This is a genomic window from Rhodanobacter sp. C03 (assembly GCF_002001175.1).
Taxonomy (GTDB): Bacteria; Pseudomonadota; Gammaproteobacteria; order Xanthomonadales; family Rhodanobacteraceae; genus Rhodanobacter.
Genome location: NZ_MUNT01000013.1, coordinates 1 through 20,722 on the forward strand (window position 1 = coordinate 1; position 20,722 = coordinate 20,722).

Annotated in this window: 23 protein-coding genes; 9 read left to right on the plus strand and 14 right to left on the minus strand. The window is 64.5% G+C overall.

Annotation, left to right across the window (positions count from 1 at the left end; all coding sequences use genetic code 11):
- From B0E48_RS16355 to B0E48_RS16370, 4 genes are all read left to right on the plus strand, one after another.
- Window positions 1–363 (plus strand): energy transducer TonB (locus B0E48_RS16355; RefSeq protein ID WP_139350327.1); only part of this gene is annotated, 363 nt, incomplete at its 5' end.
- A gap of 120 nt (window positions 364–483) precedes the next feature.
- Window positions 484–1,209, plus strand: coding sequence for a MotA/TolQ/ExbB proton channel family protein (locus B0E48_RS16360; protein WP_077519231.1), 726 nt, complete (start codon window positions 484–486; stop codon window positions 1,207–1,209).
- Window positions 1,210–1,220: 11 nt separating this feature from the next.
- Window positions 1,221–1,643: a biopolymer transporter ExbD gene (locus B0E48_RS16365; protein ID WP_077519232.1), complete on the plus strand. Its 423-nt coding sequence runs from the start codon at window positions 1,221–1,223 to the stop codon at window positions 1,641–1,643.
- A gap of 6 nt (window positions 1,644–1,649) precedes the next feature.
- Window positions 1,650–2,054: a biopolymer transporter ExbD gene (locus B0E48_RS16370; RefSeq protein WP_077519233.1), complete on the plus strand. Its 405-nt coding sequence runs from the start codon at window positions 1,650–1,652 to the stop codon at window positions 2,052–2,054.
- 120 nt (window positions 2,055–2,174) lie between these two features.
- Here B0E48_RS16370 and B0E48_RS16375 read toward each other — a convergent pair whose 3' ends face one another.
- The 7 genes from B0E48_RS16375 to B0E48_RS16405 all read right to left on the minus strand — a co-directional run bounded on the left by B0E48_RS16375 (window position 2,175) and on the right by B0E48_RS16405 (window position 8,736).
- Window positions 2,175–2,918, minus strand: coding sequence for a pyridoxine 5'-phosphate synthase (locus tag B0E48_RS16375; protein WP_077519234.1), 744 nt, complete (start codon window positions 2,916–2,918; stop codon window positions 2,175–2,177).
- An 81-nt stretch (window positions 2,919–2,999) separates the two neighbouring features.
- Window positions 3,000–3,644, minus strand: a complete 645-nt coding sequence (locus tag B0E48_RS16380; protein WP_077519235.1) for a 4'-phosphopantetheinyl transferase superfamily protein — start codon at window positions 3,642–3,644, stop codon at window positions 3,000–3,002.
- 70 nt (window positions 3,645–3,714) lie between these two features.
- Window positions 3,715–5,655 carry an acetate--CoA ligase gene (acs, locus tag B0E48_RS16385; protein ID WP_077519236.1) on the minus strand — a complete coding sequence of 647 codons (1,941 nt, stop codon included), beginning with the start codon at window positions 5,653–5,655 and terminating at the stop codon, window positions 3,715–3,717.
- Between the two features lie 211 nt (window positions 5,656–5,866).
- Window positions 5,867–6,712 (minus strand): transporter associated domain-containing protein, encoded by an 846-nt coding sequence (locus tag B0E48_RS16390; protein ID WP_077519237.1) that lies wholly within the window; start codon window positions 6,710–6,712, stop codon window positions 5,867–5,869.
- Between the two features lie 125 nt (window positions 6,713–6,837).
- Entirely contained in the window at window positions 6,838–7,281 is a 444-nt protein-coding gene (gene ybeY / locus B0E48_RS16395; protein ID WP_254424001.1) for an rRNA maturation RNase YbeY, read from the minus strand.
- Window positions 7,282–7,412: 131 nt separating this feature from the next.
- Window positions 7,413–8,393 carry a PhoH family protein gene (locus B0E48_RS16400; protein WP_077519239.1) on the minus strand — a complete coding sequence of 327 codons (981 nt, stop codon included), beginning with the start codon at window positions 8,391–8,393 and terminating at the stop codon, window positions 7,413–7,415.
- Between the two features lie 79 nt (window positions 8,394–8,472).
- Complete coding sequence (locus B0E48_RS16405) at window positions 8,473–8,736, minus strand: GlsB/YeaQ/YmgE family stress response membrane protein (protein ID WP_254424002.1); 264 nt, start codon at window positions 8,734–8,736, stop codon at window positions 8,473–8,475.
- 192 nt (window positions 8,737–8,928) lie between these two features.
- Here B0E48_RS16405 and B0E48_RS16410 point away from each other — a divergent pair, with 192 nt between their 5' ends.
- Window positions 8,929–10,614, plus strand: a complete 1,686-nt coding sequence (locus B0E48_RS16410) for an AMP-binding protein (RefSeq protein WP_077519240.1) — start codon at window positions 8,929–8,931, stop codon at window positions 10,612–10,614.
- Between the two features lie 29 nt (window positions 10,615–10,643).
- Here B0E48_RS16410 and B0E48_RS16415 read toward each other — a convergent pair whose 3' ends face one another.
- Window positions 10,644–10,883 carry a hypothetical protein gene (locus B0E48_RS16415; RefSeq protein WP_077519241.1) on the minus strand — a complete coding sequence of 80 codons (240 nt, stop codon included), beginning with the start codon at window positions 10,881–10,883 and terminating at the stop codon, window positions 10,644–10,646.
- Between the two features lie 199 nt (window positions 10,884–11,082).
- Here B0E48_RS16415 and B0E48_RS16420 point away from each other — a divergent pair, with 199 nt between their 5' ends.
- Window positions 11,083–12,147: a PA0069 family radical SAM protein gene (locus tag B0E48_RS16420; protein WP_168170397.1), complete on the plus strand. Its 1,065-nt coding sequence runs from the start codon at window positions 11,083–11,085 to the stop codon at window positions 12,145–12,147.
- A gap of 20 nt (window positions 12,148–12,167) precedes the next feature.
- Here the strand turns inward: B0E48_RS16420 and B0E48_RS16425 are convergent, their stop codons facing one another.
- The 6 genes from B0E48_RS16425 to B0E48_RS16450 form a co-directional block, all read right to left on the minus strand.
- Window positions 12,168–13,640: a hypothetical protein gene (locus B0E48_RS16425; protein WP_077519243.1), complete on the minus strand. Its 1,473-nt coding sequence runs from the start codon at window positions 13,638–13,640 to the stop codon at window positions 12,168–12,170.
- On the minus strand, window positions 13,637–14,530 hold the full coding sequence (locus B0E48_RS16430; protein WP_077519244.1) for an ABC transporter ATP-binding protein: 894 nt from the start codon (window positions 14,528–14,530) through the stop codon (window positions 13,637–13,639). The genes B0E48_RS16425 and B0E48_RS16430 overlap by 4 nt, the downstream gene beginning before the upstream one ends.
- A gap of 1 nt (window position 14,531) precedes the next feature.
- Window positions 14,532–14,915: a GntR family transcriptional regulator gene (locus B0E48_RS16435; protein ID WP_077519245.1), complete on the minus strand. Its 384-nt coding sequence runs from the start codon at window positions 14,913–14,915 to the stop codon at window positions 14,532–14,534.
- A gap of 159 nt (window positions 14,916–15,074) precedes the next feature.
- Window positions 15,075–17,132, minus strand: coding sequence for a S9 family peptidase (locus B0E48_RS16440; protein WP_077519246.1), 2,058 nt, complete (start codon window positions 17,130–17,132; stop codon window positions 15,075–15,077).
- A 92-nt stretch (window positions 17,133–17,224) separates the two neighbouring features.
- Complete coding sequence (locus tag B0E48_RS16445; protein ID WP_077519247.1) at window positions 17,225–18,151, minus strand: patatin-like phospholipase family protein; 927 nt, start codon at window positions 18,149–18,151, stop codon at window positions 17,225–17,227.
- A gap of 135 nt (window positions 18,152–18,286) precedes the next feature.
- The gene (locus B0E48_RS16450) at window positions 18,287–19,318 is read right to left on the minus strand and encodes a class 1 fructose-bisphosphatase (RefSeq protein WP_077519248.1); all 1,032 of its coding nucleotides are present in this window, start codon (window positions 19,316–19,318) and stop codon (window positions 18,287–18,289) included.
- 163 nt (window positions 19,319–19,481) lie between these two features.
- Here B0E48_RS16450 and B0E48_RS16455 point away from each other — a divergent pair, with 163 nt between their 5' ends.
- From B0E48_RS16455 to B0E48_RS16465, 3 genes are read left to right on the plus strand one after another with little or no spacing between them, the layout of a single operon-like run.
- On the plus strand, window positions 19,482–20,093 hold the full coding sequence (locus B0E48_RS16455) for a DJ-1/PfpI family protein (protein ID WP_077519249.1): 612 nt from the start codon (window positions 19,482–19,484) through the stop codon (window positions 20,091–20,093).
- Window positions 20,094–20,103: 10 nt separating this feature from the next.
- Window positions 20,104–20,313: a hypothetical protein gene (locus tag B0E48_RS16460; RefSeq protein ID WP_077519250.1), complete on the plus strand. Its 210-nt coding sequence runs from the start codon at window positions 20,104–20,106 to the stop codon at window positions 20,311–20,313.
- Complete coding sequence (locus B0E48_RS16465) at window positions 20,310–20,714, plus strand: GFA family protein (protein WP_077519251.1); 405 nt, start codon at window positions 20,310–20,312, stop codon at window positions 20,712–20,714. Before B0E48_RS16460 ends, B0E48_RS16465 begins: the two co-directional genes overlap by 4 nt.
- The last annotated feature ends 8 nt before the right edge of the window (window positions 20,715–20,722 follow it).

Here is a 20,722-nt window from a genome sequence, read left to right on the forward strand (position 1 = left end):
GTGGAAGAGGTTTCGGCCAATGCGACCCCGGCAGCGCCACCGGCACCGCCGGCACCACCTGCGGCTCCGTCGGATATCGCGGCGGGTTCGGATCTCAGCTATGGCAGCCGACCGGATCCGCATTACCCGCCACAAGCCGTACGGCAACACCATGAAGGTACGGTGACTCTGCTGATCCTTGTCGGCGTCGATGGATCGCCGAAGGACATCAAGGTGGAGAAATCGAGTGGTTTCCGCGAGCTCGATCGTGCGGCCATGGATGCGGCGAGAAACTGGCGTTTCAATCCAGAGGTTAAAAACGGAAAGAAGGTTGAGGGTTACGCCCGCATTCCAATCACCTTCAATCTCGGCGGTCAGATGTAATTCACCTATCAATCAGCTGTAATCCAGCTCCAATGGATTACAGTTACAGTTCACGCTTGACTTCCCTAGGGTAGCGTTATGTTCCTACAGACTCCTGCAACAACCGATGCCGCACAGGCCATGGGTGGCAATACCAACGCTGAAGCCATGAAACAGATGGGTTTTGGCAACCTGATGCAGAACTTCGACTGGCTCGGCTGGGTCGTCTTCGTCACGCTGGTCGTGATGTCGTTCCTGTCGTGGTACTTCATCATCGCCAACGGCATTCGCAATGCCACGGTGAAGGCTCGTGCCGACAAGGTGATCGACGGCTTCTGGGGCAATAGCTCCACCCAGGACGCAATCCGCGAACTGGAATCGCAGCCCAAGAGTGAACCATTCTCCAAGATCGCGCTGGACGCTGCTTCGGCGGTAGCCCATCACCAGCAGAGCACGGCGGGCACGACCGGTCGTCTGGCCGAATCGCTGAGCCGCTCGGAATTCATCGACCGCGCCCTGCGTCAGGCTGTCGCTCGCGAGAGCCTGCGTCTGGAAGGCGGCATGACCCTGCTCGCCACGGTCGGCTCGGCCGCACCGTTCGTCGGTCTGCTCGGTACCGTGTGGGGCATCTATCACGCGCTGATCGGCATTGCCGCTACCGGCAACGCGTCGATGAACGCCGTTGCTGGCCCGGTGGGCGAGGCGCTGATCATGACCGCGTTCGGTCTGTTCGCCGCGATCCCGGCCCTGTTCGCGTACAACTTCTTCAGCCGTTCGAACCGTCTGACCTACGCCCGGTTCGACGAATTCGCGCATGACCTGCACGACTTCTTCGCTACCGGCTCGCGCGTCGAAAGCCAGAAGTGAGGGATTGACCCATGGCGATGAGCACTGGTGGCAATTCCGGTGGTCCGATGTCGGAAATCAATGTCACGCCGCTGGTCGACGTGATGTTGGTACTGCTGATCATCTTCATGATCACCGCGCCGCTGATGTCGCACTCCATCACGATTGATTTGCCCACCGCGAATCCGAAGACCAAGGATGAGGATCTGCCGACTCCGCCGCTTGATCTCGCAGTCAAGTCGGACGGCAGCCTGTTCTTCAATGACCACCCGGTCACGGAGTCCGAGCTGAAGGCACAGTTTGCGGTGGAAGCACAGAAGTCGCCGCAGCCGGAATTGCAGATACGCGCGGACAAGTCGACCGAGTTCAAAATTGTGAAGAAGGTGATCGGCGATGCCAAGGATTCGGGCATGGTGCACGTCGGCTTCATGACCCATGACGCGCCGAAGGGGTGACGAGAAATGGCCTTCACTACCAAAACCAGTGGACCGATGTCGGACATCAACGTCACGCCGCTGGTCGACGTGATGCTGGTGCTGCTGATCATCTTCATGATCACGGCGCCGATCCCGGCGCTTAAGATCAAGGTCGATCTGCCGCAGCCGAACCCGAATGTCATCAATCCGCCCAATCCGCTGGATCCGATTCATCTGAAGATCGATCAGGCCGGTGCGTTCTACTGGAACGACACGCCGGTCGACGAACTGGGCTTGAAAGCCCAGCTCGCAGTGATCGCCCAGCAGAGCAATCAGCCGGAAATCCAGATTGCTGCGGATGACGCTGTCGCCTACCAGTACGTGGCGCAGGTGCTGGCTGATGCGAAGAGCTACAACTTGACCAAGATTGGCTTCACCGAAGCCAATTGATCGGACAGCTGGCTGCCGACTCGCGGTAACAAACACGCAGAACAAACAAAAACCCCCGCCTCGTGCGGGGGTTTTTGCGTCATGCGCTGCTGATTTCGACGCCAGCCGTGCTGGCGCGGCTCAGCGCAGGATCTGCAGATAGTTGCGCACCGTGCTGGCCAGTCCCTGGTACAGCGCCTCGCCAATCAGCGCATGGCCGATCGAGACTTCCGCCAGACCGGGAATCGCTGCCTTGAACGTCCCCAGATTCGCCTGACTGAGATCGTGCCCGGCATTCACCGCGAGCCCGGCCTGTTGTGCACGGCGCGCAGTCTCGGCGCATGCGGCCAGCGTGGCGGCAGCTTGCCCATCGGCAAACGCCTGGGCATACGGCCCGGTGTAGATCTCGATGCGCTGCACACCGATCGCTGTCGCCGCAGCGAAATCCTGAACCACGGCATCGACGAACAGGCTGACCCGGCAACCGAGCTCGCTCAATTCGGCGACCAGCGGGCGCAGCCGCTCGATGTCGCGTGCCAGATCGAAGCCATGATCGGATGTGATCTGGCCATCGCCATCGGGCACCAGGGTCACCTGGGTGGGACGTACCTCACGCGCCAGCGCGATCAAGCCGGGATAGTCCCCGCGTGCCGGCGCAAACGGATTGCCCTCGATGTTGTACTCCACCCGGCCAGCCAGCATGGCGGCCAGTGCGCGTACGTCATCGGGTCGTACATGGCGTTGATCCGGTCGCGGATGCACGGTGATGCCGCCGCAACCGGTATCTATGCAGGTCTGCGCGGCGTGGCAGATATCCGGTTCGTGGCCACCGCGCGAATTGCGCAGCACGGCGATCTTGTTGAGGTTGATGCTGAGCAGGGTCATCGCGGAGTTACGATCTCTGACGGGAAGACGTGGCAGTGTTCATCGCACGACGGTCGCGCGCGAACGACGACAGTGCACCGATCACCCGTCACTGGCAAGCGTGTGCAGTCGGATCTGTCGCGGGCCGCCGCGCCAGGCCAGTGCGGCCAGCAGCGTAGGATCCAGCGTGAGCCGCTGCAATTGCCAGGCGTGGACGTCGTCGCCGTCGAGTTGGCGCAGTATCGGCCGATCGCCGTCGCTGGCGATGCTGAGCCGATGCAGTCCGAAGGCAATTCCGCGACCGAGTGCCTTGAGTACCGCCTCCTTGGTCGTCCACAGTTCGAGGAAGGCAACACTGCGATCCGCAGCCGGCAGTGCCGCTAGGGCGGCTGATTCGTCTGCGTTGAAATAACGCCGGGCGATCTCCAGCGCGCGCGGCCGTTCGCGCCGACGTTCCAGATCGATGCCGGGCTGGACCTGTCGACCGATCGCGATCAACGCGTGGTCACCGCTATGCGACCAGTTGAAACCGAGCGACGGGTCGAGGTCGGCGGCGAGCGCCGGCCGACCATGTTCCCCGGTGACCAGCGTGACAGCGTCGCTGTCGATGCCGAGATAGGCCGCCAGCACGCGGCGCAATGGCGCTCGGCCTTGCGTAGCCCGATAGGCCAGATGCCAGACATGAATCTCGTCATCGTGCAGGCGTCCTGCCAGGCTCGCCAACGTCGGTGCATGGGCTGTGGTCATCGATGCATGGTGCCGTCGCCATGGTCCATGTACAAGCGCATACGCAGATGACGCGGCACGATCAGCACCGCTATTTGATCAAGCGCTCGTCGACCAGGTTCTTCACCACGCCGGGGTCGGCGAGCGTGCTGATGTCGCCGAGCTGGTCGGGCAGGTTCTCACCGATCTTGCGCAGGATGCGCCGCATGATCTTGCCCGAGCGGGTCTTCGGCAGGCCGGGTGCCCACTGCAGATAATCCGGTGTGGCGATCGGGCCGATTTCCTTGCGCACCCAGGCGACCAGTTCCTTGCGCAGTTCGTCGCTGCCCTGTTCCCCGGCGATCAGGGTGACGAAGGCGTAGATGCCCTGGCCCTTGATGTCATGCGGGGCACCGACCACCGCAGCCTCGGCCACCTTGGGATGCGAGACCAGCGCGCTCTCTACCTCGGCGGTGCCGATGCGGTGACCGCTGACGTTGATCACGTCGTCGACGCGGCCGGTGATCCAGTAGTAGCCGTCTTCGTCGCGGCGCACGCCATCGCCGGTGAAGTAATTGCCCGGATAGGCGCTGAAGTAGGTCTCGATGAAGCGCTGGTGATCACCGTAGACCGTGCGCATCTGGCCCGGCCAGGAGTCGGTGATGATCAGGTTGCCCTCGCTGGCACCTTCCTGCAGCTCACCATTGGCATCGACGATCGCCGGCTTCACGCCGAAGAACGGCAGCGTAGCGGAGCCGGGTTTGGCATCGATCGCGCCGGCCAGCGGGGTGATCAGGATGCCGCCGGTTTCGGTCTGCCACCACGTATCGACGATCGGGCAGCGCTCGTCGCCAACCACGCGGTAATACCACTCCCACGCTTCCGGATTGATCGGCTCGCCGACCGAGCCGAGCAGGCGTAGTGATTTTCGTGACGCCTTCTTTACCGGTGCCTCGCCCTCGCGCATCAATGCGCGGATCGCGGTTGGCGCGGTGTAGAACAGGCTCACCTGGTGCTTGTCGATCACCTGCCAGAAGCGGCTGAAATCCGGATAGTTCGGCACGCCGTCAAACATCACGGTGGTGGCGCCATTCGCCAGCGGGCCGTACACCACGTAGCTGTGGCCGGTGACCCAGCCCACATCGGCGGTGCACCAGTAGACATCGTCCTCGCGCAGGTCGAACACCAGCTCATGCGTATAGCTGGTGTAGACCAGATAACCGGCGGACGTGTGCAGCACGCCCTTCGGCTTGCCGGTGGAGCCGGAGGTGTACAGGATGAACAGCGGGTGTTCCGCTTCCATCGGCTCGGCCGGGCAATCGGCCGACTGGCCGTCCATCAGGTTGTGCCAATAGCGGTCACGTGGCGACTGCATCGCCACCGCGGCGCCGGTGCGGCGCACCACCACCACGGTTTCCACGCTGTTGGTGCCGGGGCGTTCCAAGGCGGCATCCACGTTCGCCTTCAGCGCGATCTTCTTGCCGCCGCGCACGCCTTCGTCCGCAGTGATCACCAGCTTCGCGGCGGAATCGGCGATGCGCCCGGCCAGCGAATCGGGTGAGAAACCGCCGAACACCACCGAATGCACCGCGCCGATACGCGCGCAGGCCAGCATCGCCACCGCGGCCTCGGGAATCATCGGCAAGTAGATCGCCACGCGATCGCCCTTGCTCATGCCGAGGTTCTTCAGCGTGTTGGCGAACTTGCACACTTCGGCATGTAGCTCGCGATAGCTGATCCGGCGCGAGTCGTTCGGGTCGTCGCCCTCGAAGATGATCGCCGTCTTGTCGCCACGTTCGGCGAGGTGGCGGTCGAGGCAGTTCGCCGACACGTTGAGTTCGCCGTCCTCGTACCAGCGGATATGCAGATCCTTCGGGTCGAACGAGACGTCCTTGATCTTCGTCGGTGGCTTGATCCAGTCCAGCCGCTGCGCGATGCGACCCCAGAAGCCTTCCGGGTCGCTGACCGATTCGGCATACAGGCGCGTGTAATCGTCGTGGCGAATACGCGCTGCTGCGGCAAACGCGGGGTTGACCGGATAAAGCTTGGACATGGCTGGGCTCCTGCTGGCATCGACGTGAAGGATGCAGAACCGCGGCAGGCCGTAGTGCCCGGCGGCGCTAGAACTTCGAGTGTAGCAAGGAGTGCCGTGATGCAACTGCATGGATGGCGTTCGTGCTGCTGCACAGCCACGCACCAGAAGATCCTGGGGTTTGGACGTCCGTAACAGAATACCTGGACCTTCTCTGGAGGGTATCGAGGCCCTAGCGCTCCTCGTGCCGGGCCACGCGGAACTGCTGCACGCGACGGTCGTCGGCTTCGGTGACGTGGAACAGGAAGCCGCCGATCGCCACCTCCTCGCCGACCTCGGGCAGGTGGCCGAACTCGGAGGTGACCATGCCGCCGACGGTGTCGTACTCCTCGTCGGAGAACGCGGTGCCGGCCTGCTCGTTGAAATCCTCGATCGGGGTCAGCGCACTGACCAGCCAGTCGCCGCCGGGCTGCTCGTGCATCAGTTCGGGTTCGTCGTCGTCGTGCTCGTCGTCGATCTCGCCAACGATCTGCTCGAGCACGTCCTCGATGGTGATCAGGCCGGCGACGCCGCCGTATTCATTCACCACCAGCGCCATGTGGTTGCGTGAGCGGCGGAACTCGTCGAGCAGCACGTTCAGACGCATCGATTCGGGAATCAGCACGGCCGGGCGCAGGATCGCGTGGATGTCGAAATGCTCGGCGGCGCCGAAGAACTTCAGCAGATCCTTGGCCAGCAGGATGCCGAGGATTTCGTCCTTGTCCTCGCCGTGCACCGGAAAGCGCGAGTGGCCGGACTCGACCATGGTGGCGAGGATCTCGGTCAGCGACGATTCGGCCGCGAGCATCACGATCTGCGCGCGCGGCACCATCACGTCGTCCACGCTCAGTTCGTTGACCTTGAGCGCACCCTCGACCATGGTGAGGGTGTCGACGGACAGCAGTCCGTTGGTCTGGGCGGCGCGCAACTCCTCAAGCAGTTCGCTGCGGTTGCGTGGCTCGCCGGAAAACATGTGGCCCAGCCGGTCCCACCAGGTACGGTGTGCCGGGCCGCTGGTACTGCCAGGGTCGTCGTTCATTCACGGTTGGAGTGCTGCCCGCAAGCGGGCGGTATCCACGAGTCTAGCGGAAAATCCGTGACAATTCAGAGCACAAGCCCTGCTTTGGACGGCTGTATCGGGCGCCGGAATGCGGCTGCGCAGATTCAGGCGTATGGGTCGGCGATGCCGAGACCGGCCAGGATGCGGGTTTCCAGCGCTTCCATCGCTTCGGCTTCGCCGTCCTCGATATGGTCGTAGCCAAGCAGGTGCAGCACGCCGTGAATGGTCAGATGGGCCCAGTGATCTCGCGCCAGCTTGCCCTGCTCGGCCGCCTCGCGTAGCACCACAGAGGCGCAGATCGCCAGATCGCCAATCAATGGCAGCGCCACCCCGGGCGGCAATTCGGCGGGAAACGACAGCACATTGGTGGCGTAGTCCTTGCCGCGATAGTCATGGTTGAGCGCGCGGCCTTCGTCGGCATCGACGATGCGGATCGCCAGCTCGGCCGGCTTGCGCCGCTTCGCGCCGCGCAACGCTGCCTCGACCCAGCAACGAAAGCTGGTCGGAGCGGGCAGGCCATTGCGCGGCACCGCGTAGCCGAGGTGCACCGTGGCATTTCCCTGTGGGAGAGGCTTCAGCCGCGATGCCTTTGGCCGGACCCGGGAAGCGGCTTTCGCGGCCGAACTCGCTCCCACGACCGCAGGGAGTTCCTGGTGGACTGAGGCGCGCGACTGCCGGCTCATTTGCCGTCCTCTTCCTTTTGCTCGAACGTCTCGTAGGCGCGCACGATCTTCGCCACCAGCGGATGGCGCACCACGTCGCGCGAAGTGAAGAAGGTGAAGCTGATGCCGCCGACGCCACGCAGCACTTCCACCGCCTGGCGCAGGCCCGAGCGGGTGCTGCGTGGCAGGTCGACCTGGGTGACGTCGCCAGTGATCACCGCCACCGTGCCAAAACCAATCCGGGTCAGGAACATCTTCATCTGCTCGACGGTGGTGTTCTGCGCCTCGTCGAGGATCACGTAGGAATCGTTCAGTGTGCGGCCGCGCATATAGGCGAGCGGGGCGATCTCGATCACGTTGCGTTCGATCAGCTTGGCCACCTTTTCGAAGCCGAGCATCTCGTACAGCGCGTCATACAGCGGGCGCAGGTACGGATCGACCTTCTGCGACAGGTCACCAGGCAGGAAACCGAGCTTCTCGCCCGCCTCTACCGCCGGGCGCACCAGCAGCAGGCGCTGCACGCGGTTTGCCTCCAGCGCCTCGACAGCACTGGCCACGGCCAGATAGGTCTTGCCGGTGCCGGCCGGGCCCACGCCGAAATTGATGTCGTGGCTGGCAATCGCGTGCAGATAGCGCGCCTGGTTAGCGCCGCGACCCTTGATCACGCCGCGCTTGACCTTGATCGCCACTTCCTGCGCGCCTTCGGCCGCATCGGCGGTAATCGCGTCGATACCGGATTCGGCCAGATGCAGGTTGATCCTGGCGCCAGTCAGTGCCTCGTCCTCGGTCACGGCATACAGCGCCTGCAGTACTTTCTGCGCGGCCCTGGCGGAAACCTCCTCGCCGATCACCTGAAAGATGCTGCCGCGGTGGTTGATCTCCACGCCAAGGCGCAGCTCGATCTGGCGCAGATGCTCGTCGAACGGGCCGCACATGTTGGCCAGGCGGCCGTTGTCATCGGGTTCGAGGGTGAAATCGCGCTGGTTGAGTTCGCTCATAGGCGTGCGAGAGTAGCGCGCCGCCTGGGCGAGGGCCACCGCGGCATGGCCGGCGATGACCCGGTTCGGACAGAAGCGCTCAGGCGCGGCGGATCAGGCCGATCAGCACCAGCAGCACGATGGCACCGATCATCGCGTAGACGATGCTGGTGACAATCGGGCTGCCAAGACTGAAGCCGACGCCGAGCATCGGCAGCAGCCAGCCAGCGAGGAGGGCGCCGACGATGCCGACCACGATATTGCCGAGCAGGCCAAAGCCGAAGCCGCGCACGATCAGACCGGCGAGCCAGCCGGCAATCGCGCCGATAAGCAGAAAGACGATCAGGCCGGATGCAGTCATCATGAACTCCCAGGTTTGAGCAGGCGATGCCGGACGGCACCGCGTCGGGACAAGCGTCCGTGTTCCGCTGTGCAGTGGCCGTGATTGAATGGTGATTTGCCCACTCATCGCCGTGCACGAGCTGCCGCGATCCGCACGCCAACGCAAGCGTTATGCTGGCGACCGGATTCGCACGCCGACCTCGGGAGAGCACCGATGAGTGCCGCACCAAGCTATGTCCACGGCGGAAGCTCCAAACCGCTGCTGGGCGACACGCTGGGCTCGCTGATCGACCGCATCGCTGCCGCCCATTCCGAGCGCCCGGCGCTGGTGGTGCGCGCGCAAAACGTGCGGATGAGCTATCGGCAATTCCATGCCGAAGTGGAGCGCATCGCCGCCGGCTTGCTGGCGCTGGGACTGCAGCGTGGCGACCGTGTCGGCATCTGGTCGCCGAACCGGGCCGAGTGGGTTGTGCTGCAGTTCGCTGCGCCGAAAGCCGGGTTGATCCTGGTCAACATCAACCCGGCCTACCGTGCGCATGAGCTGGAATACGCGCTCAACAAGGTGGCGTGCTGTGCGCTGGTGTTGCCGCGCCGCTTCAAGACCTCGCGCTACCTGGACATGCTGGGCGAGTTGGTGCCGGAACTGGCCGCCAGTACGCCTGGTCGGTTGAACGCGGCACGACTGCCGGCACTGCGCGAGGTGATCCTGCTCGATGAAGCGGCGGCGGGCACGCGCAGCTGGCGGCAGCTGGCGGCGCTCGGCGATGCCGCGGCGCTGGCCAAGCTGCATGCGCTGGAGCCGGAACTCGGCTTCGACGATCCGGTGAATATCCAGTTCACCTCCGGCACCACCGGTGCGCCGAAGGGCGCCACGCTGACCCACCACAACATCATCAACAACGGCTACTTCATCGGCGAGGCGATGCATCTCACCGAACAGGACCGGCTTTGCATCCCAGTCCCGTTCTACCACTGCTTCGGCATGGTGCTGGGCAATCTTGCCTGCGTCACCCACGGCGCCTGCATGGTGGTCCCGGGCGAGGGTTTCGACGCACTGGCCACGCTGGAAACAGTGGCGGCGGAACGCTGCACCGGGCTGCATGGTGTGCCGACGATGTTCATCGCCGAACTCGAACATCCGCGCTTCGCCGAGTTCGACCTGAGTAGCCTGCGCACCGGCATCATGGCCGGCTCGCCGTGCCCGATCGAAGTGATGCGCCGCGTGGCCAGCGAGATGCACATGGCCGAGGTCACCATCGCCTACGGCATGACCGAGACCAGTCCGGTCAGCTTCCAGACCGTGCCCGAGGATCCGCTCGAACGCCGTGTCGGCAGCGTCGGGCGGATCCACCCGTATCTCGAGGTGAAGCTGGTCGACGAACACGGCAGGGTGGTGTCGCGCGGCGAGACGGGCGAGCTGTGTACACGCGGCTATTCGGTGATGCTCGGCTACTGGGACGACGCAGCGCGCACCGGCGAGGTGATCGACCAGGCCGGCTGGATGCACACCGGCGATCTGGCGGTGATCGACGCGGACGACTACTGCAGCATCGTCGGGCGGCTTAAGGACATGATCATCCGCGGCGGCGAGAACGTGTATCCGCGCGAGATCGAGGAATTCCTCTACACCCATCCGAAGGTGCAGGACGTGCAGGTGTTCGGCGTGCCCGATGCGAAGTTCGGCGAGCAGGCCTGCGCGTGGATCCGCCTGCGCGAAGGCTGCGCGGCCAGCGAAGCCGAGATCCAGGATTACTGTCGTCATCACCTGGCGTACTACAAGGTGCCGCACTACGTGCGCTTCGTCGACGAGTTCCCGATGACGGTGACCGGCAAGGTGCAGAAATTCCTGATGCGCGAGGCGATGACGGCCGAGCTTGGGCTTCAGCGAACCTCGTCGTAGGAGCGCTCCTACAGTGGATTCGACCCGTTCTACCGCCCGAGGCGATCGTGATTGAGCGGATCCTTGCCCTCGCGCAACCGCATCAGGTCGTACTCGGACAGACTGTCGCTGCGCGAATGGTCGGCGATGCGCGCCTGCGCGAACGCCAGCGTGGTGGTGGCGATTCCAACCAAGCCGATCAGCAGCCAGAAGCCCCAAGCACCTGCGCTGTGACGGGTGAAGCACAGCAGGAAGGCGAACAAGGTGAGGACGAGTAACAGCCAGCGCATGATGGGCCCCTGACACGTGAAACACGCCGCCTGCCGCGGCCGGACGCGCGCATCATAGCGCCGTCGAAGTGCGCCTGGCAGGCGCTGGGTCACGCGTCTGAAAGATGTCGCGGCGGCTGAGACATCGCCGCGGCACACTGTGCCGATGGATGATTCGCTGCCGCCGCCAACCCCGCACGATCAAGCTCAAACGAGCCGGATGATCAAGGGCCGTGGTGCCGCTTCCAATCCCGAAGGCCGCTTCGAGAACATCCGCCACCAGACCGAGGACGACGGCTGGCAGAGCGCGTTGCTGGACGAGCAGGCGCCGCGCCCGCGCACCGAGGTCACCGAGGAGCGCGCCCGCAGCGTGATCAGCCGCAATGACTCGCCGGATATCGCTTTCAGCCAGGCGATTAATCCGTACCGCGGTTGCGAACATGGCTGCATATATTGCTTTGCACGGCCGTCGCACAGCTATCTCAATCTGTCGCCCGGTCTCGACTTCGAGACCAAGCTGCGCGCGAAGGGTAACTTCGCCGAGGTGCTGCGCGCCGAGCTGGCCAAACCCGGTTACGTGATCAGCCCGATCAACATCGGCAGCAATACTGATCCGTACCAGCCGATCGAGAAGCGGTGGCGGCTGACCCGCGCCGCGCTGGAACTGCTCGCCGAATGCCATCATCCGTGCACCATCGTCACCAAGAATGCACTGGTCGAACGCGACCTCGACATCCTGGTGCCGATGGCACGCGAGCGGCTGGTGCAGGTATTCGTCTCGGTCAACTCGCTGGACAACCATCTGGCCGCGAAACTCGAACCACGCGCCAGCGCGCCACATCGGCGGATCAAGGCGATCCGCACCCTGGCCGACGCCGGCGTACCGGTCGGCGTGCTGGTGGCACCGATCATTCCAGCACTCAACGACAAGGATATGGAAGCCGTCATGGCGCAGGCCGCCGAGGCCGGCGCGCGCTGCGCCGGCTACACCACGCTGCGCCTGCCGTACGAGTTGAAGCAGTTGTTCCGCGAATGGCTCGCTCTGCACGCACCGCAGCGCGCCGAGCACGTGATGAGCCTGGTACAGCAGATGAACGGTGGTCGCGACTACGACAGCAACTTCGCCACCCGCATGCGCGGCCAAGGCGTGTTCGCCGACTTGCTGCGCCGACGCTTCGAGGTGGCCTGCCGCAAGCACGGCTTCGGCCGTGCGCGCGAACTCCAACTCGATACATCGCCTTTCGTGCCGCCGCGCAAGCCGTCGCCGCAGGGTGAGTTGTTCTGAAGCAATCGTGTCGCGTGGCCTCAATGCACCAGGAACGGATGAGGTTGTTGCATCAGGTCGCGCCAGCCGCGACGCCCTAACCAAGACATCGTTGCAACCAGCAGCAGCCATGCGATCGCCAGTGGCGGCAGCAGCGAGGCGGCCCACGACATCGGATGGTTTCCCAGTGCCGTGGTAGGCAGGAACAGGCTCAGCACGGTCAGTACAAACACAGCGGTCAGCATCAGGCTGATCGCCGGGGTCGTGAGCGCGCGTCCTCCGAACAGGTTGAGAACGATGGCCACGGTGATCGTCGCCGCGCCCAGTTGCGCCAGCAGCATGAACGACAACAGCACCGCGTGGCTCTGCCACCACAGCATCGCCACGACGGCCGGCAAGGCGAGCAGGGCATGCATCAACAAGGGCAAACCCAGGCCAACCCGCAGCAACGACTGCTTCGCATGAATGGGACTGCCGAGACCCGGTAACAGCGCGAGCAGGGAAAGTTCGGCGCTGGCGCGTTGCCAACGTTTGCTGATCCACACCATGGTGAGCAGACAGATCATCGGGCCGGCGATGACGGATAGCGAACCGAATGCACCGAGGAGGGCGCCTTTCGCTATTTCGCCGACATGCGCATCGAGATGGCCCGAGCGGGTGAGGAGAAGCGATCCGATCATCGGCAGCAGAACGATGCAGATCAGCAGTGCGAGTTGCTTGAGGTAGCTGCGCATGGTCTGCGGCAGGTACCAACCGCCCAGTGCGATCCGCAGCGCCTTGCGTGGATTTGCCGGCCCGACGTGATCGAAATCGATCACTGGCCGCAGCCAGTCCGGTCGCTGGCGCAGCATCCGGTTGTCGCCGATGTTGTTCCACTGGCCCCAGCTACCGCTGCGGAACTGGATCACCATCGGCGACGACCATCCCATCGAGACATTTGGTCCGGCAAGCAGCAACTGGCGCCAGCGCAGGATCACCGTGGCCAGCATAATCAGCACCACGAAGAAGCCCCAGTGGGCGAAGCGCGGATCGGCCATGCCGGGCAGGTCGAACCGGCGCCATAACGCGGTAAGCAATGAAGGCATCAGGCCGATGAAGACGGCCACGAAGCGCGGCAACAGCGCGAACACCAGCCCGCAGGCGCCGAACAGCGCCAGCACGACTACCGCATTCCAGACGGGCAGGTCGAACATCGCCATGACGCCAGCGGGGAGTCCGATCGTCAGTGCGCCATACAGCAACAGGCTGAGCACGATGTGGCTCTGCACAGCCGGCACGCGTAACTGACGCATGTCGATGGCCAACAACAGGCACGTCGAGAAAAAGAACGCCCAGAGATAGAGCAGACCGAAGCCGTAGAGGGTAATCGCACCGACCCAGCGTTCAGGCTTCGCGACGAGCGTGCCGATGGCGATGGCGCCGCTGAGGCACAGCACGAAGACCACCACCGACAACCAGCGCAGCGAGCGATGCGCCGAGCGCCATGGCACCTGCAGCAATGCCAGCGGATTCATTCGGCGATCTCCACGAAAAGATCTTCCAGTCCCAGCGTATCGACGCGGGCGCCGGGCAGATGTGCAGCCTCGGGCCACTGGCCGCGGGTATCCCGTTCGATGACCAGGCTGAGGCTGCCGTCGTCGTAGCGGCGCCGACTCAGCGACGCCACCGGTGCGGCTGCGCTCATCTTTCCCGGCAACCACAGGCGCGCGTAGCGCTCCTTGGTTTCGTCGACGCTGCAACGCATCAGCAATTTGCCCTGATGCAGGAAGGCAACGTCCGAGGCGACCCGCTCAAGATCCGACACGATATGGGTGGAGAACAGCACGGTGGTGCCGGACTCGCCAGCGCGTAGCGCCACTTCGCGCAACAGCTCGCGACGTGCCACCGGATCAAGCGCGGCGGCCGGCTCGTCCAGCACCAGCAGCTCCGGCTGCGAGGCCAATGCGCGAACCAGATCGACGCGTTGGCGTTCGCCCGGCGACAGCTTGGCGAGCAGCTTGTTCGGCTGGATCTGCCAGCGCTCCAGCGTGTTCCTGACGAAGTCTTGGTCCCAGCGCGGATAGAAGCGCCCGACATAATCGAGCATCTGCTGCGCGGTAAGCCACGCCAGCGCTTCGGGCTGCTGCGGCACATAGGCGATGCGTGCCTTGGTGTTGTCATCGAGCTTCAGCGCCGGCTCGCCGAACACGCGTGCTTCACCGCGGAGCGGCTTCAACAGGCCGAGCATGGTGCGGATCAGGGTAGACTTGCCGGCGCCGTTGCGGCCGATCAGCCCGAGCACGCTGCCCGGTTCCAGCGTCAGGTCGACACCGGTGAGCACGTTGCTGCCCTCGTAACAGTGGACGAGTCCGCTCACGCTCAGCGGCGCGGCAGTGGATTCCGTTTCACGAAGCATCGCGTTCATCTCATTCCCCCAGCAGTTTGGTCAGCCGCCGCAGTACCGGTTCGGCGGGCAGTTCGAGTTCACGGGTGTGGCGCACCAGCGCCTGCAGTTGCGGTTCCAGCAGGGCGAGCCGATGACTTTCGGTCTGGATGGCCTTGCGCGTGGCGGCCACCACCATGCCCTTGCCGCGCTGGCGCTCGAGCAGGCCCTCGCTTTCGGCGATGCCGTAGGCGCGCGACACGGTCATCGGATTGATCGCGTGGAAACCGGCGACGTCACGCACGGAAGGCAGCGAGTCACCGGCAGCGAGTTGGCCGCCGGCAATCAGTCGGCGCAACTGTCCGACGATCTGCCGGTAGATCGGTTCCGGCGCGGTGGGTTGAACGGTGAGCAGTGAGGCATCCATGTGTATCAGTACAGCAATACACTTGGTACGTGTCAAGCATGACTTGTGGCAGCGGCGTGAATCATCGTGGCTATTGCTGCCGCGAACATGAAAAGGCCGTCGGGCGTTGGATGCCGGCGGCCATAGGTCAGGTCATCATCAAAGCCTTTGCGGCGCGAACTAGTTCGTCGCGGGCAGGTATTTCTCGAACCAGCCCAGCGCCCGCTGCAACACGTCGCGCTGATGTACCGGGTCGACGAAGTGGTGTCCCTCGTTCGGATACACCACCAGCGAGGTCGGCACACCCTGCGCGCGCAGCGCATGCCACATCTCGAACGATTGCGGTGCCGGGCATTCGGCGTCGCGGTCACCGACCACGATCAACGTGGGTGTCTTCGCCTGTTTGATGAAGTTGATCGCCGAGCTCTTCGCGTACACCGCCGGATCGTCGTACACGCTGGCACCGAAGAACGGTGGCATCCACTGGTCGATCAGGTTTTGTCCGTAATAGCTCTGCCAGTTGGAGATGCCGGCACCGGCCACCACGGCGCGGAAGCGCTGGGTCTGGGTCGGTGCGAACATGCTCATGAAGCCGCCGTAGCTCCAGCCGGTAAGGCCGAGGCGCTTGTCGTCGATCGGCAGCTTCTTTTCCACCGCGTCGATGCCGGCGAGGGTGTCGCGCAGGTCGCCGTAGCCAAAGTCCTTGCGGTTCGCCTGCACGAACTTCTCGCCCTGGCCGTAGCTGCCACGCGGGTTCGTCATCAGCACGAAATAGCCCAGTGCCGATAGCGGTGCGCCGCCGTAGCCCACGCTGGGCCAACTCGGAATCACCGCGCTGGACGGCCCACCGTGCACCACCACGATCATCGGATAGGTTTTCTTCGGGTCGTAGTCGGCCGGATACAGCAGCCAGCCCTGCACATGGAGGCCCTCGTTGTTCCATTCGACCGATTCGGCGTTGCCCCAACTCGGTTTCAGCGCGGCATTGATGGCGGTGACCGCGGGTGGTGGCGTGCTGCCGAGTGCGCCGGCATGCACTTCGGGCGCGGCGGCATAGGAACTCTGGATAAAGGCGATCTTTTGCTGGTCGTGCGAGAGTGATACCGCCAGGGCGGCAGTGCCATCGCCAACGTTGGCCGGCAGGGTGAACCACACTTTCTGCTGGGTCGCGCGGTCGTCGTGCACGGCATAGTCGGCGAGCTGCACCTGGCCGTTGCTGATCTGGTTCACCAGCAGCGATTGCAGCCCGCTCCAGCTGAACCACGATGGCGTGACATGGATGCCGGGTGTGAGATTGCTGAGCGCGCCGCCTGCACTCGGCACAGCATAGATGTCGCCGCCAGTGGCGCCCTGGTCGCTCATCAGCCCGCCGATGAAGGCGATTCGCGAGCCATCCGGCGACCAGCGCGGCAGTGCGATCTGCAGGCCGTGCAGTGAACCGCTGTCGGCATTCGCGGGGTCGACCAGCACGGTGGCGGCAGCATCAGGTTGCGCCGACTGCACGTAGAGCTTGGCGATCCACCAGTTGTTGTCGCCCGGCGGCAACGCGGCGGTATAGGCGATACGCGAACCGTCCGGCGACCAGTGGAATTCGTACGCATACATGCCGGCCGGAGTGAGTTCGCGCAGCCTGCCGCTAGCGACATCGAGGCTGGCCACGTGTTGCACTTCCACGCCGGTCACACCCACCTCACCGGCCGCCGGCTTCGCCGCCGCCAGCGCGCTGGCGTGGCGGGTGGCGCCGGGCACATACAGAAAGCCGAGCGAATTGCCGTCGGCGGTCCATTGCAGCGCACGCGCGTAGCCTTTCAATTGGGCCAGTCGCGCGGGTGCGCCGTTGCCGGCGGTGTCGGCCAGATAGATGTCGTTCTGCATCGCCTTGGTGCTGGTCATGTCGATGCTGCAGTTGGACACGAACGCGAGATGACGTGAATCCGGCGCCCACGCGATGCCGGACTCAGCGCAGCTGCCGCGCTTCGCCGCCGCGCTCACCGGATGCGCATGGCTGCCGTCGGCCGCCGCCACGGTGATCGTCGACTTGCCTTGCTGCTCGATCACCCAGGCCAGCTGTTTGCCGTCGGGCGAGATCGCCACGGCCTCGATCGGCTGCGTCCTGGTCAGCTGGGTCAGCAACTGCTCGATGCGCGGATCGACGCTGGCCGGTTCGGCGCACACCGCGGGCGCGAGCGCCATGGCCAGCAACAGCATCGGGACGGGCAGGTGCGGACGTTTCAGCATGGTGGGCTCCGGTGTGGCGAAACCATCACGCTACAGCCGGTCCTTCCGCACGCCAAGTGCAGAAGGGCATGACCCAGCCGCCTGCCCTGCGATCAGTGTGCTGGCGGCACCTCGGCAGCGGCCTGACGTGCGGCGGCCATCGCCGCGAGTTTGGCGCGGATGCCCGGGATCGCCGCCAGCGCGGCCCGTTCGCCTTCGAGGATCGCCTGATTCTTCAGCTCGAAATCGGTCGAACCGATACCACTGATGTTCGGCTGTATCACCACGTCGGCGCGCGCCATTTCCTGTGCACCCAGTTGCTGGCCCATGATCGCGATGGTCTGACCTACGATGTTCACCATGCCCTGCGGGTTGTTGCCGTTTGGCTTCGTCGAGATGTCCACCGCGATCACGAAATCGGCGCCGAGCTGGCGCGCCGCGTCCACCGGCACCGGGCTGACCACGCCGCCGTCGACGTAATGCTTGCCGCGGATTTCAACCGGCTCGAATACGCCGGGAATGCTGGAGGACGCGCGCACCGCCTGGCCGGTGTTGCCGCGCACGAACACCGTGCGCTGGCCGGTTTCCAGTTGCGTGGCAACCGCGGCGAACGGAATCTTCAACTGCTCGATCGGCTGCTTGTGCACCAGCTGGTTGACGTAATCCTGCAGCGCCTGACCCTGTACCAGGCCGCCGGAGAACAGCCGCACATCGCGGATCTTCGTTTCATCCAGACCGAACGCGGTCTGCTGCAACTGGAACGCGTCCATGCCGCTGGCGTAGAGCGCGCCGACCACACTGCCCGCACTCGTGCCGGCGACCACGTCGGGATGGATGCCGCTGGCCTCCAGCATCTTGATCACGCCGATATGCGCGAAGCCTTTCGCGGCACCGCCGCCGAGCGCCAGTCCGATTTTCAGCTTCAGCGGTGCCAGCGGCGGCACGATGACCGGCGGCGCTGGCGCGGGCTTGCTGCCACCGAAGCAGGCGCTCAGCGCGAGCGTGGCGAGCAATAGCAGCAGGTGGCGGCGGAAGGACATCGGTCGGATCGCGCGGGAGAGGATGAGAGGTACGAGTCTATGACCAGATCATGGCGCGACCGGGGCGCAAGACAGGCCGCGGGGTTGCTCTTGCACGGCTCCCTCCACCTGTTTCAGGTGAAGGGAGCCACTGTGTCAGCTATGCGCGCCGTCGGCTTCCAGGTGGTAATGCGTGGCCACCTCGACTTCCTTCTTCGAGCCGAGGAAGACCGGCACGCGCTGGTGCAGTCCGGTCGGTTGCAGTTCCATGATGCGTTCGCGTCCGGTGGTCGCCGCACCGCCGGCCTGCTCGATGATGAAGGCCATCGGGTTGGCCTCGTACATCAGGCGCAGCTTGCCGCCCTGCTTGAGGATCTTCGCGTCCAGTGGGTAATAGAACACGCCGCCGCGGGTCACGATGCGGTGCACGTCGGCCACCATCGAGGCGACCCAGCGCATGTTGAAGTCCTTGCCGCGTGGACCTTCCTTGCCGGCCAGCAGCTCGCCGATGTAACGCTGCATCGGCGCCTGCCAGTGACGCTGGTTCGACATGTTGATGGCGAACTCGGTGGCTTCTTCCGGGATGTGGATGCCGCGCCGGCTCAGCATGAAACTGCCGACCTCGCGCTCCAGCGTGAATTCATGCGTGCCGTGGCCGAAGGTGAGTACCAGCACGGTGGCCGGGCCGTACACCACGTAACCGGCGGCGAGCTGGGTGGTGCCCGGCTGCAGGAAGTGTTCGGCTTTCGGCTCAGTGACGTCGTCCGGGCAGCGCAGCACCGAGAAGATCGTGCCGACCGAGATGTTCACGTCGATGTTCGAACTGCCGTCCAGCGGATCGAACAACAGCAGGTGGTTGCCCTTCGGATAGCCGTCCGGAATCTGCTGCGGGTCTTCCATCTCCTCTGACGCGCAGGCGGCGAGGTGGCCGCCCCAGGCGTTCGCTTCCAGCAGGATCTCGTTGGAGATCACGTCCAGCTTCTTCTGCGCCTCGCCCTGGATGTTCATGCTGAGCGCATCATCGCTGCCGGCCATGCCCAGCACGCCGCCGAGCGCGCCCTTGTTGGTGGCCACCGCGATGCGCTTGCATGCGCGCGCGACCACTTCGATCAGCAGCGAAAGTTCGGCATTGATATGGCCGGCGCGGCGTTCCTCGATCAGGAACTGGATCAGCGAGATGGGCTTCATGTCGGGTCCGTGCAGAAGAATGGCGCATTGTCCCGGCTCCGGCTGAACAGCGCCAGCACGGTGCCGACCGGTGGCCCGAATAGTCATCGAGCCGACCGGTTACTGACACTACGTTGGCAGTAGTGGCTGGGCATGCTGTCCCTCCACAGCGGAGGGATACAACATGCGCGATACGGTTTATTTCCTGGTGTTTGACGGCTTTGCCGACTGGCAGGCCGCGCTGGCGTTGTGCGAGATCCGGCGCCCCGGCGATTGGCGGGTGCAGACGGTGGGTTTTTCGCGGACACCGGTGACATCGATGGGTGGCCTCACCGTTCAGCCCGAGCTGGCGCTGGCGCAGCTCGACCTTCAGTGCGCAGCATTGCTGATCGTGCCTGGCGGTCATCTGTGGCAGCGCGGCGAAGGCGCGGCGGCCGCGGCCGCCATTCGCGAGCTGCACGCAGCTGGTGCACCGGTAGCCGCCATCGACAGTGGCGTGCTGGCGCTGGCCCGCGCGGGCCTGCTCGATGATTGCCGCCACACCGGTAACTGGCCCGGCCAGATCGCCAGCCAGGTGCCCGGTTATGCCGGCGCCGGGCAGTACGACAGCGAGGTGCTGGCAGTCAGCGATGGCGGCACGATCACCGCCAGTCATCTCGGCAGCGTGGAGTTCGCCCGCGAGGTGATCCACACGCTGGATCTGTACAGCCCCAGCGACCGCGAACACTGGTACCGGCTTTTCAAGCATGCCCAGCTGCCGCCGTGGTGCGTCGGCGAAACCCTGGCTGCGGCATGAGGACACCTGCATGAATCCGATTTTGCAACGCGCCCTGATGGCCTACCGACCGCTTCATCTGCGCGGCTTGCTGATGGATGGACAGTACCGCTGGCCGGCCGCAGATGCTTCGAACGAGCGGCCCGAATCGGCGCCTGCCGGCCAACCCCGCCGACGCATGCTGCTGGTCGCGTTGGCGGCCCTGTATCACGGCAACTTCTTCAAGCGGAGCAAGTCATGAACAAGACCTATCACGGCAGTTGCCATTGCGGTGCGGTGCGCCTCGAAGCGACGATCGACCTCGCCGCGGGCACCAGTCGTTGCAATTGCTCGATCTGCACCAAGACACGGTCGTGGGGCGTGATCGTGAAACCGGACGCGTTCCGCCTGCTGTCGGGAGAGGGTGCGCTGTCCGACTATCAGTTCGGCTCGAACAGCATGCACCACTTGTTCTGTCGGCATTGCGGCGTCCGTCCGTTCGGCCGTGGCCATCTGGATGTGCTCGGCGGCAACTTCTACAGCGTCAGCCTGGCCTGCCTCGACGGTGTCGAGCCGCAGGAACTGATCGATGCGCCACTGCACTACGCTGACGGTCGCGCCAACAACTGGCAGTCGCCGCCGGCGGAAACGCGGCATCTTTGATCGTTACA

What these genes read in the sequence shown, in the direction of transcription:
- B0E48_RS16435 (WP_077519245.1), bottom strand. Translation starts at nt 14,915, where the DNA reads ATGGATGCCTCACTGCTCACCGTTCAACCCACCGCGCCGGAACCGATC.
- B0E48_RS16360 (WP_077519231.1), top strand. Translation starts at nt 484, where the DNA reads ATGGGTGGCAATACCAACGCTGAAGCCATGAAACAGATGGGTTTTGGC.
- B0E48_RS16465 (WP_077519251.1), top strand. Translation starts at nt 20,310, where the DNA reads ATGAACAAGACCTATCACGGCAGTTGCCATTGCGGTGCGGTGCGCCTC.
- B0E48_RS16460 (WP_077519250.1), top strand. Translation starts at nt 20,104, where the DNA reads ATGAATCCGATTTTGCAACGCGCCCTGATGGCCTACCGACCGCTTCAT.
- B0E48_RS16365 (WP_077519232.1), top strand. Translation starts at nt 1,221, where the DNA reads ATGGCGATGAGCACTGGTGGCAATTCCGGTGGTCCGATGTCGGAAATC.
- B0E48_RS16380 (WP_077519235.1), bottom strand. Translation starts at nt 3,644, where the DNA reads ATGACCACAGCCCATGCACCGACGTTGGCGAGCCTGGCAGGACGCCTG.
- B0E48_RS16390 (WP_077519237.1), bottom strand. Translation starts at nt 6,712, where the DNA reads ATGAACGACGACCCTGGCAGTACCAGCGGCCCGGCACACCGTACCTGG.
- B0E48_RS16400 (WP_077519239.1), bottom strand. Translation starts at nt 8,393, where the DNA reads ATGAGCGAACTCAACCAGCGCGATTTCACCCTCGAACCCGATGACAAC.
- B0E48_RS16445 (WP_077519247.1), bottom strand. Translation starts at nt 18,151, where the DNA reads ATGTCCTTCCGCCGCCACCTGCTGCTATTGCTCGCCACGCTCGCGCTG.
- B0E48_RS16420 (WP_168170397.1), top strand. Translation starts at nt 11,083, where the DNA reads ATGATCAAGGGCCGTGGTGCCGCTTCCAATCCCGAAGGCCGCTTCGAG.
- B0E48_RS16370 (WP_077519233.1), top strand. Translation starts at nt 1,650, where the DNA reads ATGGCCTTCACTACCAAAACCAGTGGACCGATGTCGGACATCAACGTC.
- B0E48_RS16425 (WP_077519243.1), bottom strand. Translation starts at nt 13,640, where the DNA reads ATGAATCCGCTGGCATTGCTGCAGGTGCCATGGCGCTCGGCGCATCGC.
- B0E48_RS16405 (WP_254424002.1), bottom strand. Translation starts at nt 8,736, where the DNA reads ATGATGACTGCATCCGGCCTGATCGTCTTTCTGCTTATCGGCGCGATT.
- B0E48_RS16375 (WP_077519234.1), bottom strand. Translation starts at nt 2,918, where the DNA reads ATGACCCTGCTCAGCATCAACCTCAACAAGATCGCCGTGCTGCGCAAT.
- B0E48_RS16455 (WP_077519249.1), top strand. Translation starts at nt 19,482, where the DNA reads ATGCGCGATACGGTTTATTTCCTGGTGTTTGACGGCTTTGCCGACTGG.
- B0E48_RS16410 (WP_077519240.1), top strand. Translation starts at nt 8,929, where the DNA reads ATGAGTGCCGCACCAAGCTATGTCCACGGCGGAAGCTCCAAACCGCTG.
- B0E48_RS16450 (WP_077519248.1), bottom strand. Translation starts at nt 19,318, where the DNA reads ATGAAGCCCATCTCGCTGATCCAGTTCCTGATCGAGGAACGCCGCGCC.
- B0E48_RS16415 (WP_077519241.1), bottom strand. Translation starts at nt 10,883, where the DNA reads ATGCGCTGGCTGTTACTCGTCCTCACCTTGTTCGCCTTCCTGCTGTGC.
- acs (WP_077519236.1), bottom strand. Translation starts at nt 5,655, where the DNA reads ATGTCCAAGCTTTATCCGGTCAACCCCGCGTTTGCCGCAGCAGCGCGT.
- B0E48_RS16440 (WP_077519246.1), bottom strand. Translation starts at nt 17,132, where the DNA reads ATGCTGAAACGTCCGCACCTGCCCGTCCCGATGCTGTTGCTGGCCATG.
- B0E48_RS16430 (WP_077519244.1), bottom strand. Translation starts at nt 14,530, where the DNA reads ATGAACGCGATGCTTCGTGAAACGGAATCCACTGCCGCGCCGCTGAGC.